Annotated in this window: 11 protein-coding genes; 8 read left to right on the forward strand and 3 right to left on the reverse strand. The window is 70.5% G+C overall.

Going from position 1 to position 14,287, the window contains the following annotated elements:
• Positions 1 to 17 precede the first annotated feature (17 nt).
• The 3 genes from ACWFR3_RS12795 to ACWFR3_RS12805 all read left to right on the forward strand — a co-directional run bounded on the left by ACWFR3_RS12795 (position 18) and on the right by ACWFR3_RS12805 (position 5,422).
• A complete protein-coding gene (locus ACWFR3_RS12795) occupies positions 18 to 1,748 on the forward strand; it encodes a serine/threonine-protein kinase (protein ID WP_453734568.1) in 1,731 nt (576 codons plus the stop codon).
• 155 nt (positions 1,749 to 1,903) lie between these two features.
• Positions 1,904 to 3,520: a succinic semialdehyde dehydrogenase gene (locus tag ACWFR3_RS12800; protein WP_453734569.1), complete on the forward strand. Its 1,617-nt coding sequence runs from the start codon at positions 1,904 to 1,906 to the stop codon at positions 3,518 to 3,520.
• A gap of 63 nt (positions 3,521 to 3,583) precedes the next feature.
• A complete protein-coding gene (locus ACWFR3_RS12805) occupies positions 3,584 to 5,422 on the forward strand; it encodes a GMC oxidoreductase (protein WP_453734570.1) in 1,839 nt (612 codons plus the stop codon).
• Positions 5,423 to 5,547: 125 nt separating this feature from the next.
• Here ACWFR3_RS12805 and ACWFR3_RS12810 read toward each other — a convergent pair whose 3' ends face one another.
• Positions 5,548 to 6,651, reverse strand: coding sequence for an LPXTG cell wall anchor domain-containing protein (locus ACWFR3_RS12810; protein ID WP_453734571.1), 1,104 nt, complete (start codon positions 6,649 to 6,651; stop codon positions 5,548 to 5,550).
• A gap of 156 nt (positions 6,652 to 6,807) precedes the next feature.
• On the opposite strand from ACWFR3_RS12810, the gene ACWFR3_RS12815 reads away from it, so the two are divergent.
• Positions 6,808 to 7,233: a hypothetical protein gene (locus tag ACWFR3_RS12815; protein ID WP_453734572.1), complete on the forward strand. Its 426-nt coding sequence runs from the start codon at positions 6,808 to 6,810 to the stop codon at positions 7,231 to 7,233.
• A 155-nt stretch (positions 7,234 to 7,388) separates the two neighbouring features.
• A complete protein-coding gene (locus ACWFR3_RS12820) occupies positions 7,389 to 8,117 on the forward strand; it encodes a hypothetical protein (RefSeq protein ID WP_453734573.1) in 729 nt (242 codons plus the stop codon).
• 773 nt (positions 8,118 to 8,890) lie between these two features.
• On the opposite strand, the gene ACWFR3_RS12825 is transcribed toward ACWFR3_RS12820, so the two are convergent.
• Complete coding sequence (locus ACWFR3_RS12825; RefSeq protein WP_361389652.1) at positions 8,891 to 9,178, reverse strand: chorismate mutase; 288 nt, start codon at positions 9,176 to 9,178, stop codon at positions 8,891 to 8,893.
• Between the two features lie 439 nt (positions 9,179 to 9,617).
• Between ACWFR3_RS12825 and guaA the strand changes: the two genes are divergently transcribed.
• On the forward strand, positions 9,618 to 11,204 hold the full coding sequence (gene guaA, locus ACWFR3_RS12830; protein ID WP_453734574.1) for a glutamine-hydrolyzing GMP synthase: 1,587 nt from the start codon (positions 9,618 to 9,620) through the stop codon (positions 11,202 to 11,204).
• A 101-nt stretch (positions 11,205 to 11,305) separates the two neighbouring features.
• Here the strand turns inward: guaA and ACWFR3_RS12835 are convergent, their stop codons facing one another.
• The gene (locus ACWFR3_RS12835; RefSeq protein WP_453734575.1) at positions 11,306 to 11,785 is read right to left on the reverse strand and encodes a pyridoxamine 5'-phosphate oxidase family protein; all 480 of its coding nucleotides are present in this window, start codon (positions 11,783 to 11,785) and stop codon (positions 11,306 to 11,308) included.
• A 163-nt stretch (positions 11,786 to 11,948) separates the two neighbouring features.
• Between ACWFR3_RS12835 and ACWFR3_RS12840 the strand changes: the two genes are divergently transcribed.
• Together ACWFR3_RS12840 and ACWFR3_RS12845 are read left to right on the forward strand one after the other, a co-directional pair.
• Complete coding sequence (locus ACWFR3_RS12840; protein WP_367044367.1) at positions 11,949 to 12,734, forward strand: class II aldolase/adducin family protein; 786 nt, start codon at positions 11,949 to 11,951, stop codon at positions 12,732 to 12,734.
• A 160-nt stretch (positions 12,735 to 12,894) separates the two neighbouring features.
• On the forward strand, positions 12,895 to 14,160 hold the full coding sequence (locus ACWFR3_RS12845) for a hypothetical protein (RefSeq protein WP_453734623.1): 1,266 nt from the start codon (positions 12,895 to 12,897) through the stop codon (positions 14,158 to 14,160).
• Positions 14,161 to 14,287 lie beyond the last annotated feature (127 nt).

Here is a 14,287-nt window from a genome sequence, read left to right on the forward strand (position 1 = left end):
AAGGTAGGCATGTGGCCATGAGCAATGACGGGGGAGCCTCCTACGGCCCGTACGAACCAACCAGCTTCGACCTCCAGCCGCCGCAGCAGCAGCCACCCCGGGAGCCGCAGCCACCCCTGCAGCAACCGCCCCAGCAGCAGAGGGCGCAGCACCCCGCCGCGCCGGGCCCGCCCCCGTCTCCGTATGCCGAGCCCACCCGGGTGGTGCAGAACCAGCAGGACCAGCACAACCAGCCGGACCCCGGCACGGGCCGCCTGGTCGCCGGCCGCTACCGCCTCCTGTCCAAGCTCGGCCACGGCGGCATGGGCACGGTCTGGCGCGCGAAGGACGAGACGGTGGACCGCGAGGTCGCGGTCAAGGAACCCCGGATCCCCGACCACCTGCCCGAGCGCGAGCGCGCCAACGCCTTCGAGAGGATGCGCCGCGAGGCGCGCGCCGCGGCCCGCCTGGACCACCCCGCCGTGGTCAACGTCCATGACGTGGCGGTGGAGGACGGCCAGCCGTGGATCGTCATGGAGCTGGTCCAGGGCCGCTCGCTCGGCGCCGCGCTCCAGGAGGGCACCCTGGGCGCCCGCGACGCCGCCCGCATCGGCCTTGAGGTGCTCGGCGCGCTTGACGCCGCCCACCAGGCGGGCATCCTGCACCGTGACGTCAAGCCGGACAACGTGATGCTGGGGCAGCACGACCGGGTCGTCCTCACCGACTTCGGCATCGCCCAGATCGAGGGCGAGACGAACCTGACGGACACCGGCGGCTTCGTCGGTTCGCCCGAGTTCATCGCCCCGGAGCGGGTCCTCGGTCAGCGCCCCGGCCCGGCGTCGGACCTCTGGTCGCTGGGCGTGGTCCTCTACGCCGCCACGGAGGGCGTCTCGCCGTTCCGGCGCAACAACACCCCCGCGACGCTGCAGTCCGTCCTGAACGCGACTCCGGCGGCGCCCGCCTCGGCCTCGGGCCCGCTCGCGCAGGCGATCAACGGCCTGTTGATCAAGGAGCCCGGCCAGCGCCCGCGCGCCGCACAGGTCCGCGCCCTCCTGGAGGAAGCGGCACGGCCTGCGCAGCCGGCGCCCACGCAGCTCGTCACGGCCGCCGGTGGTGCCTCGCCCGCCGGTGCTCCGCCCAGTGGCAAGGGCGTTTTCCTCAGCCGCAAGGCGCTGGCCGTCATCGCCGGTGTGGCAGCCGTGGCCGTGGCGGCGGGCGTGCTCGTAGCCGTGGATCCCTTCGCGGGCTCGGACACCGAGGGCTGGAAGGAGCACGAGGCGAAGGCGGTCGCCGCCACCGTCTCCGCCCCGGAGCACTACGTGGAGAGCAATCCCGAGCCCACCGACACGAACAAGACCTGGGTGCGGTACACCGACCCCAGCGGCGCCGTCTTCATCACGCTGGACCTCGCGGAGAAGACGGACACCTCCCAGGAGATCCTCGGGTCCGCGGCGTCCCAGGCGTACGCCGACATGGAGGACTTCAAGGCGAGCGGCGAGACCTCGTTCAGTCACATGTCCGGCGATCCCGCTCCGCGGGGAACGACGAAGGACGCCAAGTACAAGGAGAAGGACGCCGCCGAGAACACGGTCAAGTACACCGACTCGGAGACCGAGCTGCCGCACGAGGCGAAGATCTTCTACTACCGGACCGAGTCCGGGAACATGTACCGCCTGTGGATCGACTATCCGGGCAAGGGCGACTTCACCGAGCGCGGCCGCCAGGTCGCGAGCACCGCCATCGAAAACCTGGGGATCGATAAGCTCTGACCCGCGTGGAGTCCGCGTGGAGTTCCGCGTGGAGCCCCACTAAGGCCCTGATCAGGCCCTTTGCCGCCAGCAATCGCTGGCAGGGTGTGTGCGCCCGGTGAAAGCTGATTACCGACGGGTACCCAAAACTCTGACCTGGGCCTACGCTCACCACCATGACGGACTCGCAGGCCACCGCAGCGGCCATCGGAACCAACCCGACAGCCACCGCTCCCGACGGCGCGCGCACCACCGCCGACGTGGTGACTCCCGAGCTGATCGCCCAGCTCACCAGGGACGTGATCGGCACGGGACGGACCGCCAACCACACGCCGTTCACCGGCGAGAAGCTGGCCGACCTGCCCGAGTCCACTCCCGAGGACGTGGCCACCGCCTTCGGGCGCGCCCGCGTGGCCCAGGTCGCCTGGGAGCGCACCCCGGTGCGGCAGCGCGCCGCGGTCCTGCTCCGCTTCCACGACCTGGTGCTCCAACGCCAGGCCGAGGTCCTCGACCTCATCCAGCTGGAGACCGGCAAGGCCCGGCTGCACGCGCACGAGGAGCTGCAGGCGGTCGCCGTCGCCGCGCGGCACTACGGCCGCAAGGCCCCCGCGTATCTGAACCCCAAGCGGCACACCGGCGTCGTACCGACCCTCACGAAGGTCACCGAGAACCGGCAGCCGCGCGGTGTGGTCGGCCAGATCGCGCCCTGGAACTACCCCTTCGAGCTGTCCATCGGCGACGCCCTTCCGGCACTCGTGGCGGGCAACGCCCTGGTGATGAAGCCCGACACGGAGACCTGCCTGACCGCCCTGTGGGCCCGCGACCTCATCATCGAGGCCGGTCTGCCCGCCGAGGTCTTCCAGGTCGTCATCGGGGACGGTCCGGTCGTCGGACCGGAGATCGTCAAGCACGCCGACTACGTCTCCTTCACCGGCTCCACGCGCACCGGCCGCGAGGTCGCGCAGGGCGCAGCGGGCCGGCTCGTCGGCGTCTCGCTCGAACTCGGCGGCAAGAACGCCATGCTGGTCCTGCACGACGCCGACATCGACAAGGCGGCGGCCGGCGCGGTGCGCGCCTGCTTCTCGTCCGCGGGCCAGCTCTGCATATCCATCGAGCGGCTGTACGTCCACGAGTCGATCGCGGAGGAGTTCGTGGAGCGCTTCGCGGCACGGACGAAGGCGATGCGCCTCGGCCGTTCCCTGGCGTACGGCGCGGAGATGGGCTCGCTGGTCGGCGAGCGGCAGCTGGAGACCACCAAGCGGCACGTCGACGAGGCGGTCGCCAAGGGCGCCAAGCTGATCGCGGGCGGCGTCGCCCGGCCCGACATCGGCCCGTACTTCTTCGAGCCGACGATCCTGGACGGCGTCGAGTCCCCGATGGCGGTGTGCGGCGAGGAGACCTTCGGCCCGGTCGTCTCCATCTACCGCTTCACCGACGAGAACGAGGCGGTCGACCTCGCCAACTCCACGTCGTACGGACTGAACTCCTCGGTCTGGACGAAGGACGGCAGCCGTGGCCGCAAGATCGCGGCCCGCCTGCGCACCGGCACGGTGAACGTGAACGAGGGCTTCGCGCCCGCCTACGGCAGCGTGCAGTCGCCGATGGGCGGCATGAAGGACTCGGGCCTCGGCCGCAGGCACGGCTCCGAGGGCATCCTGAAGTACACCGAGGCGCAGACCGTCGCGCACCAGCGTCTTATGCCGCTCGCGCCGTCCTTCGGCATGGACGACGAGAAGTACGCGGCATTCATGAGCCTGAGCCTGAAGGTCATGAAGTCACTGCGCCTTCGGTAGGCGTCAGTCGGCAGGCGTCGCAAGAGCCCTTCTCCAGGGGTCAGTTCTCAACGAGGAGAGTCAATGTCACAGGAGAGCTCTGTCCAGAAACAGCCGGACAGCGAGGCGGACGGTTACGACGACGCGTCGTACGACTACGACGTCATCGTCGTCGGTTCAGGCTTCGGCGGCTCCGTCTCCGCCCTGCGTCTCACGGAGAAGGGTTACCGCGTCGGCGTGCTCGAAGCGGGGCGCCGCTTCACCCGTGAGTCGCTCCCGAAGAACTCCTGGGACCTCAAGAACTACCTCTGGGCACCGGCCCTCGGCCTCTACGGCATCCAGCGCATCCATCTGCTGGGCAACGTGATGGTGCTCGCGGGGGCGGGCGTCGGCGGAGGTTCGCTCAACTACGCGAACACGCTCTACGTACCCCCCGCGCCGTTCTTCAACGATCCCCAGTGGAAGGACATCACGGACTGGCAGGACGAGCTCGGCCCCTACTACGAGCAGGCCAAACGCATGCTCGGGGTGCGGCTCAACCCGACCACGACTCCGTCCGACGTCCACCTGAAGGCGACCGCCGAGGCCATGGGAGTGGGCGACAGCTTCCACATGGCGCCCGTGGGCGTCTTCTTCGGCGACGAGCAGGACGCCTCGGGTACTTCAACGGCCAAGCCCGGCCAGGAAGTTCCCGACCCCTACTTCGGCGGCGCGGGCCCCTCCCGCAAGGCCTGCAGCGAGTGCGGCGAGTGCATGACGGGCTGCCGGCACGGAGCGAAGAACACCCTCAACGAGAACTACCTCTACCTGGCGGAGAAGGCGGGCGCCGTCATCCACCCGATGACGTCCGTCGTCACCCTCACCGACGACTCGCGGGGCGGGTACGCCGTCGCCACGCTGCCCACCGACAGCAAGCGCAAGGGCAACGGGCGCACGTTCACGGCGCGCCACGTCGTCGTCGCCGCGGGCACCTACGGCACGCAGACGCTCCTGCACCGCATGAAGGACACCGGCCTGCTCCCGCGGATCTCGGGGAAGCTCGGCGCGCTCACCCGCACCAACTCCGAGGCTCTGGTCGGCTCACAGACCACCGACCGCCGCTACCGCAAGCAGCACGGGGTCGCGAAGGCGGACTTCACCAAGGGCGTCGCGATCACCTCGTCGATCCACCCGAACGCCACCACGCACATCGAGCCGGTCCGCTACGGCAAGAAGTCCAACGCGATGGGCGGCATGACGATCCTCCAGGTGCCGTACAGCCTCAAGGGCGGCGGCAGGGCGCGCGTCACGGGATGGCTCGGCAACGTCGCCAAGCACCCTTGGCTGATGGTGCGGTCGCTCTCCAACCGACGCTGGTCGGAGCGGACCATCATCGGCCTGGTCATGCAGACGCTCGACAACTCCCTGACCACGTACCGCAAGGAGAAGGGCATCGGCAAGGGCCTGCTGACCGCACGGCAGGGCCACGGCGCGCCCAACCCGACGCAGATCCCCGAGGCCACCGAGGCCGCGACACTGCTCGCCAAGGAGATCAACGGCTTCGCGGGGTCGAACGTCGGAGAGCTGATGGGCACCCCGCTGACGGCCCACTTCCTCGGCGGCTGCCCGATCGGCGACTCCGCCGACGCCGGGGTCATCGACCCCTACCACCGCCTCTACGGCCACCCCGGCATCTCGGTCGTCGACGGCGCCGCGGTCTCCGCGAACCTGGGCGTGAACCCCTCCCTGACGATCACCGCGCAGGCCGAGCGCGCGATGTCGTTCTGGCCCAACAAGGGCGGCGAGGACACGCGGCCCGCGCAGGGCGCTCAGTACGTGCGTCTCGCCGCCGTCGAGCCGAAGACCCCGGCGGTACCGGCGGACGCGTTCGGCGCGCTGAAGCTGCCCTTCCTGGGGATGCCGGCCGTGCCGGCCAAGAAGTAGCCCCGGCCCGCTCCACGACACGTACATACGCGAAAGGACCTGCGCCCCCCTCCGAGCGCAGGTCCTTTCGCGTGCTTCAGGTGCCGCTGAGCGGCGTGCCGTTACCGGCGAGCTGACGCACGTGCTTACGCGTTGGCGTCGGCCTTCTTGCGGCGGACGACGAAGACCGCGCCCGCACCGGCGATGACGGCGACACCGCCGACGAGGCCGATGGTCGGCAGCGCGGAGCTGGAGCCGGTCTCGGCGAGGCTGCCGGTGGTCGGGATCTTGTTGGCGCCGCCCTGGGGCTTCTGGCCGCCCTGGGGCTTCTTGCCGTCCTCGTTCTCCTCGGCCTCGCCGGGGTTCTCGTTGGAGCTGCCGGCCTTCAGGACGGTGAACTCGTAGAACGAGAACGACTCGTGCACGCAGTTCTGCTCGGAGTCGAGGTAGCCGCCGAGGCCGAGCGCGTAGCCGTCACCGGCCGGGGCCTTGGCGCTGATGTTGAGGCGCAGCTTGATGTCGACCTTCTCCTTGGCACCGAGCTCGGTGGTGCCGAAGTAGAGGCCGCCCGTGACCTCGTCCGCGATGGACTCCCAGGCCTTGGTCTCGGGGTCGAAGTACTGGATCTGCGCGTAGTTGGCGAGCCAGTCCTTCTCCTTCTCGCTGTCCGTGAAGTTGTTCACGGCGGCGAGCCACTGGACCTCGCCGAGGTCCTCGTCGGTCGGGTTGGCGGCGGTCAGCTTGAACTGGTGCCAGCCGCTGCCCGCGACGATCTTGCCGGGCAGACCCGAGATGCCGAGCTCCAGCTTCGAGTCGACGTCGTTGCCGTCCTCGTCGACCGCGCACTCGGTGGGCTCTTCGGAGGGCTCGTCGGTCGGCTCCTCCGTCTCGGCCGGCGGGGTCGTCGTCTCGGCGGGCGGGGTCGTCGTCTCGGCCGGCGGCGTGGTCTGGGCCGGCGGGGTCGTCGTCTCGGCGGGCGGCGTGGTCTGGGCCGGCGGGGTCGTCGTCTCGGCCGGCGGGGTCGTCCCCGGGGCCGTCGAGCTCGGAGGCGCAGTGGTGGGTTCGTCGGTCGCGAAGGCGGCAGGGGCCGAAAGCAGCGCGATCGGGGCTATGGCGGCGGTCGCGGCCGCAGCGGCCATGACACGGCGGAGCTTCATGAAGACCTCGGTCAGTCCGGCGTACCACCTGGTGGGCGATACGGAGGTGGAGGCCTCCGCGGTGGGGACGCGGGTGTGGCCGTTGTTACGCATGCATGACCTGCGTCGGCTGTGAATGGTTGTCCTTTAACTCACAGAATTCTTATGTGGCTTGGATCACACGGCTTGTGCCGTCATTGCCGGGTGCCGTAGAAATTCCTCCGCTCTACGGTGATCCGCCGGGAGCGAGGGGCATCAGGAGGGGGCGTCGTGGCGGAGCCGGACGAGAAATCGGACCGAATACCGGAGGAGATACCCGACCGCTTGCCGGACGAGGTGTGGGAGCGGTTCGAGCGCGACAGCCTGCGCGACATCCGTTCCTCCGCGCCGAAGGAGCCGTCCGCGCGGGCGCGCATGGTGGCCGAGCGGCTGCGGCGTCTCGACGAGGAGGCGGCGGTCCGGCAGGCCGCGGAGTCGCGTGCGCTTGGCCGCAGGCGCAGGAAGCGCAAGGCGGCGAAGGGGGAGGGCACGTCCGGGGCGTGGCGGCCGGACGAGTGGCGGTCCGCGCCGACCGGGCCGCAGCGCAACGGACGTTCGGAGCGCGGCCGCCGGGTGTGGAGCGTGGTGATCGTGGTGGGCGGCATGGTGCTGGCGATCGTGCTCCTGAGCCCGTTCCGTTTCTGGTTCTGGCTGTAGCGGGAGCCTTCGGTACGCGCGGAAGGGTGACGTGCGGCCCCGGCGGGAACCGCCCGTAACGATCTTCCGTCGTAGGAGGGGTGCGGGTGACTCCGCATGACGCAGGACGAAAGTGGGGGTGCGGGGACGTGAAGTCAGCTGTGTCGCGTGGCGTGGTGGCTGTTTCAGTGGTGGCGGTGCTCGGTCTTGCGGCGGGGTGCAGCGGGAGCGGCGGCGGTAAGGGGGACGGCGCCGGCAACGGCGACGGGAAGCCGTCGAAGTCCGCGCAGGCCCCCGATGCGTCGTCCACCGTCGCGAAGCTGCAGAAGGCGGCCCTCGCCTCGGGCGACGTCAAGAAGTACGAGGTCGAGGAGGCGCCCGACAAGACGGCGGGGGAAGGACGCGCGACCCCGGCCGATTGCCGCCCGCTGTCGGAGTGGCTCGACGCCACCGCCCCGCGGAAGTCGAAGGCCCACGTCAGCCGCACGCTGAGCGGCACCGACACCGCGAACACCACGATGACCGAGGTCGTGCTGTTCGCGTACGACCGGGCCGACGCCGAGAAGACCATGGACACGCTCCGTACGGCGACGAAGTCGAAGAAGTGCGCCACGTTCGGGGGCGGCAGTCACCGCTACTTCGGTGCCAGGCCGCAGCCCGCGCCCGTCAGCGGCGACGAGGCCGTCTCGTACAAGCTCGCGAACCGTGCCGACGAGTTCCTCGAGCGGCACCGCGTCTCGGTCGTACGCAGCGGCTCGACGGTGATCGCTTTCCGCGCCGTGAATGTCTTCGATCCGAAGGCGGCCGGGGCGGACGAGGGCGGAAACGCGGCCGACCCGGAGGTGGAGGACGCGATCGTCGACGCGCAGCTCGCGAAGCTGGCAAAGGTGGCGAAAGCGAAGTAGGCAGGGCACGAAGACGTCCGGCTGCGGCCTCAGGAAGCAGGCACGGCAGGAAGGTCACGGCAGACCGAAGGGCCCCGCGGGACGGATCCGCGGGGCCCTTTGGCTGTCAGCACCGACGTCAGGGCAGCGTCGGTGCCGCGGAGCGGCGCCGGGGGAGTGCGCCGCGAGTCGGGAGGGCGCTGGTGGCCGCCCCGGCGCACGGGGGGCGCACTAGTGGTCTCGACCAATGGCAATTGAGTTGTGCACTGCCGCGCTTGCGGCCCGTCCTGCTAGGCATCGTGCTGGATGCGCCGTGACCCGCGCAACCGGTTCGACGTGATCCAGACGAACAGGGACAGCTGGGGCGTTCCGCGGGGACGGGAAAGCCGGAGAGCCGAGGGACTGGGGACGTGCAAACGGTGGGGGGCGCTTGGGGGGCGTTCGGGAGCGGCTGGGGGCGGCCGATCGGGGACGGCCGGTTGGGGACGGCCCGGTTGGGGCGTTTCGGGGGACGGAGGCCGGTCGGCTCCGGGCGTCCCCGAAGCCGACCGTTCCCTGGGTGACCGGGCATGCTGTCCCCTGCCGTCCGGTCACGTCTCTGGAGCGAGGTCCCACGGCACACACGAGGTGTGCCTCATCGCTCCAGCGGAGCCACGCGTGGTTTTTCCGTGCCCGCCCCTGGCTGGCACGGACATCGGGACCAACGAAGCCCCTCCGGGCCCGGTCACGCGCCGTACGGGTGAGAGCGGACCCGAACTCAGATCCGGTGGAACCCGTGGCGCGACCAGCAGGGTTCAGACCCGGCCCCTGCACAGCTCGAGGAGCGTCATCGCGAGCGACGTGCCGGGCTTGCCGAGCGCGTCCCTGTAGTGGCCGAGCACCTCCATCTCGCGGGAGAGGTTGACGCGCCGGCCGCCGGAGCCGATCCGGGCCTCCTGAATGACGGCCGACACGGCCATCCGTTCCTGTACGAGACCGATGATGCGGTCGTCGAGTGCGTCGATACGGTCGCGCGCGCCCTCGATCACGTCGGCGGCCTCGGGGGTGCGGGCGCCGGTCTTGTCGGTCGTGGCGATGGTCATCTGGGGCTCCTCGTGGGATGCGAATCCGGGATCTCGGATTTCGGTGGAGTGCCCCGGGGCGACAAGGTCCGGAAACGACAGAACGCCCCGGGCCTTGTCGGCCCGGGGCGCCTGGGAAGTCGCTTGTCAGTGGATCAAGCAGCTCGACCATGGCAGCCGGCGGGCCGGTTGCCATAGGTAAAGAGGAAGTTGAGGTGCTTGGTCACGGAGTCAGTATGCCCCTAGGCGCGCGTGGGCGGTCAACACGGGCTCCGGCGCGGCTCGGATGCTGAGACGCCCCGCGCCGCCGCGTGCGCGGACCGTGAGCGGAACCGGGCTCCGTCGGATGCGACGAAGGGGGTGTCCGCGGGCCCGTTAGAATCGACAAAACAGACCCCTGCTTCACGCACGAGCCCCAGCTCACGCGCAAGCTCAAGCTCAACGCCGGAAGGCCGCCGCCGTGCCATCAGCGTCCCCCGCTGCCGCCGCCCCCGACACCGTTCTGGTCGTCGACTTCGGAGCGCAGTACGCCCAGCTCATCGCCCGCCGCGTCCGCGAGGCCCGGGTCTACAGCGAGATCGTGCCGAGCACCATGCCGGTCGCCGAGATGCTCGCGAAGAAGCCCGCCGCGATCATCCTCTCCGGCGGCCCCTCGTCGGTGTACGCGGACGAGGCCCCGCGCCTGGACCGCGCGATCTTCGAGGCCGGGGTCCCCGTCTTCGGCATGTGCTACGGCTTCCAGCTGATGGCGATCACCCTCGGCGGCACCGTCGACAACACGGGCGCGCGTGAGTACGGCCGCACGCCCCTGGCCGTCTCCAAGCCCGGCTCGACGCTCTTCGAGGGCACTCCGTCCGAGCAGCCGGTGTGGATGTCGCACGGCGACGCGTGCAGCGCGGCGCCCGAGGGCTTCTCCGTCACCGCGTCCACGGACGTCGTGCCGGTCGCGGCCTTCGAGAACGACGAGAAGAAGCTGTACGGAGTGCAGTACCACCCAGAGGTCATGCACACCACGCACGGCCAGCAGGTCCTCGAGCACTTCCTCTACCGGGGAGCAGGCCTGAAGCCCGACTGGACCACCGGCAACATCGTCGAGGAGCAGCTCGCCGCGATCCGCGAGCAGGTCGGCACCAAGCGCGCGATCTGCGGTCTGTCCGGCGGCGTCGACTCCGCCGTGGCCGCCGCCCTCGTACAGAAGGCCATCGGTTCGCAGCTGACCTGCGTCTATGTCGACCACGGCCTGATGCGCAAGGGCGAGACCGAGCAGGTCGAGAAGGACTTCGTCGCGGCCACGGGCGTCAAGCTCAAGGTCGTCGACGCGCAGGAACGCTTCCTGACCGCGCTCGCCGGGGTCTCGGACCCCGAGCAGAAGCGGAAGATCATCGGCCGCGAGTTCATCCGCGTCTTCGAGCAGGCCCAGGCGGAGATCGTCGCCGAGGCGCCCGGCGACCAGCCCGTCGAGTTCCTGGTCCAGGGCACGCTCTACCCCGACGTCGTCGAGTCCGGCGGCGGCACCGGCACCGCGAACATCAAGTCCCACCACAACGTGGGCGGCCTCCCCGAGGACATCGAGTTCCAGCTGATCGAGCCGCTGCGCCAGCTCTTCAAGGACGAGGTGCGGATGGTCGGGCAGGAGCTCGGCCTGCCGGAAGAGATCGTCCAGCGCCAGCCCTTCCCCGGCCCCGGCCTCGGTATCCGTATCGTCGGCGACGTCACCAAGGAGCGCCTGGACCTGCTCCGTGAGGCCGACGCGATCGCCCGCGAGGAGCTGACGGCGGCCGGTCTCGACCGCGAGATCTGGCAGTGCCCCGTCGTGCTGCTCGCGGACGTGCGCAGCGTGGGCGTGCAGGGCGACGGCCGGACCTACGGCCACCCGATCGTGCTGCGCCCCGTCTCCTCCGAGGACGCCATGACGGCCGACTGGACGCGTATGCCATACGACGTCCTGGCGAAGATCTCGACGCGCATCACGAACGAGGTCGCCGACGTGAACCGCGTGGTCCTGGACGTGACGAGCAAGCCGCCGGGCACCATCGAGTGGGAGTAACCCCCGTGTGAGCGGGAGTAGTCCCCGTGGCCCGCTGAGGGCCCGGGATCGAACGCCGGTGCCGCCGTCCCCCGAAGCAGGGCGGCGGCACCGGCGTTTTCTCATGTCCGCCTGGTTGTCCGCGCCGGCGCCCCCGGCTTCCACAGCTGCACCGCGACGTACTTCTCGTCCTCGATGTACGTCCGCACCACCTCCGTCAGCTCCGTGCGGAAGAGGTGGAACGCGGTCGGGTCCGGCGGGTTCACATCGCCCACGTACCGCGCGATGACCTCGGGGTCCTCGACCTCGATCGCCCGCCCGGAGATCCGGATGTCGCCGCCGGCCATCTCCGTGCCCGGTCCCGGGTTCGCCTGGACCGAGAAGCGCTGATCGCGGCGCAGATCGAGCGCCTTCATCGAGTTCGGCATCATGCCCAGCCACAACTCCCCGTGCAGGAAGCGGACCTCCAGCCCGGTCGTGCGCGGCGATCCGTCCTTGCGGAGCGTGGCCAGGACGTGATGCGTGAACAGGCCGAACCGCTTCTCCGCGGTCCGCGCGAAGTCGGGTTCTGCTGCGCTGAAGGCTGCCCAGTTCGTCGTCATACGGCGAGTGTCGCGCCGATACCCGACACCTTCCGTCCGGTTTGGCGCGCCGATTTCTGTCCGACGTCGCGCCCCGCATGCGCACTCTCTTCACAGGGGACCCCTGTCTTCCTGCGCTGACCGGCGGTAACTTCCGCTCCGTACAGCCAGGGATGGAGGACACATGCAGGCGCCCACACCGATACCCGTCGAGCGGTTGCAGTTCGCGATGCCGCCGGTGCACGACTCGTTGGCCGACGAACGTCGCTACCGCAAGGAGCGGCTCGCCGGGGCGCTGCGGATCTTCGGGCGGCTCGGATACGAGGACGGGGTGTCCGGGCACATCACCGCGCGGGACCCCGAGCACGAGGACTGCTTCTGGGTGAATCCCTTCGGGATGCCCTTCAAGCACGTGACCGTGGGCGATCTGGTCCTCGCCAACGCGCAGGGACAGGTCGTCGAGGGCCGCCACCACGTCAATCAGGCCGCCTTCACCGTCCACGCGCAGGCGCACCTGGCGCGGCCCGATGTCGTCGCCGTCGCGCACTGCCACTCGCTGCACGGCCGCGCACTGTCCACCCTCGGCGAGCTCCTCGACCCGATCACCCAGGAGTCCTGCGCCTTCTACGAGAGCCACGCGCTGTACGACGGCTACACGGGTGTCGTCGTCGACTCGGACGAGGGACGGCGGATCGCCACCGCGCTCGGCGACCACAAGGCCGTCATCCTGCGCAACCACGGGCTGCTCACCGTCGGCGACTCCGTCGACGCCGCGGCCTGGTGGTTTCTCACCATGGAGCGCTCCTGCCAGGTCCAGCTGAGCGCGCGTGCCGCGGGCCGTCCGATCCTCATCGGCCACAAGCAGGCGGTGGCCACGCGCGAGCAGCTCGGCAGCGATCTCGTCGCGTGGATCAACTACCAGTCCCTGTGGCAGGACATCAGCCGCAGCGAACCGGATCTCCTGGCCTGAGCCGATGGCCTCCGCCGTCAACGCGAGCGTGCGGAATTCACCCTCGCTGACCTGACCCCGGGCATTTGATCGTCTTCCAGTACGGCACAATCCCCTTTCATCGCAAGGAAGTTCACGTTGCGGTGCTCGAACGAGGGCGGGGAAGGCGGCGTACGAGGTGGTGGCGGTGCAGGAGGCGCGGCAGGGCGCACACGGGGGCGGCTGCACGTGCGGCGACTGCCCGCACGGTGCGCGGGTGGGGCATCGGCGTGCCGTGGCCGCTTTTCTCGCCAAGCGCGACGAGCTTGCGGCGGGGCAGGGGCTGCCCGCGGCGGTCGCCCACTCGGCGGGCGCTTCCCGGCAGTGGGTGTCGGACGAGCTGACCCAGTCCGCGCGCGACGTCGCCGAACGCGGCCGGGCCGAGGGCGAGGCCTGGCTCGGCCTGCTGTGGCGGCGCACCGTGAGTGTCGTCTGGGCGGCGGTGGGCGTACTGCTCCTGGTCCAGGCCCTCACCGCGATCGGCACCGGGTGGACCCTCGCCCGGACCGGGGGAGTACTCGCGGCCGTGGTCGTCGGCGCACTGCTGACCGGCGCCGGATACGCGCACCGGGCGCGCGGCGGCATCATCGCCCCGCTGCTCGGTGAGGACAACCGCCTCTCCACCTCCCGCGCCGTGGCTGCCTGTTGGGTCCTGCTCGTCGTGTTCGCCGTGCTCGTCCTCGCGGGCGAGCTCGCCGGCGCTTCGGGCCACCGCGAGCGGGACGAGCTGATCGCCGGGCTCGATCTCGCCCGCGCCGCCGGCGCCGTGACCGTCCTCGCCGTGGTCTGCGGGGTCGCCGTGCTCGTACGCCGCGTGGTGGGCCTGCGGGTGCTCGGCCAGCGGCTGCAGAAGGTGCCCGCCGACCGGCCGCGGGCCGCCGATCTGCTCACCGACGACGCGGGCCGCGGCAGCTTCACGGACGCGCAGTACGTCCTGGTCAGCGCCGTCGCCATGGTCTTCGCCGCCGTACGCCTCGCGCGCCGGCCCGAGCAGCTGCCCGACCTGCCGTGGGGGCTTGCCGTCCTCGTCCTGGTGTCGGCGGCGACATACCTCACGGGCAAGTACACCGAGGGCGGCCGGCCCGTGATCCTCTCCGTGGTGCGCGCCCGCGAGGCCGGCGATCTCGACGGCCCCATCCGTACGGGCGACGACATCGAGATCCGGGGTGCCGGATTCGTGCCGCCCGGCGCGCAGACCGCCGATCGCCTCGCCCGTATGGTCGTTCGCATCGGGACCGTGCACGTCCATGTGCCGCTCGTCCCCGTGCCGGGCGGATTCACCAACCCGACCGACGCGGCCCTGACCGTCCCCGTCCCGGTCGACGTGGAGCCCGGGCGCGTCGACGTGCAGGTGATCACGGCCGCCGGCGTGGAGACGAACCGCTGTGCGATCGACGTGACGGACTGAGTGCCCCGGCCCTGTGTCGGACCGGTCCTCGCGAATTCGGTGCAAGCCACTGAGCAGGCCCCCCTGTTCGTACGTATCGTCAGATGACGGGTTCATGGGCGAAGCGGGTCAACGGGAGAGGCGGCGA

It is taken from the genome of Streptomyces sp. NPDC055189 (genome assembly GCF_053606765.1).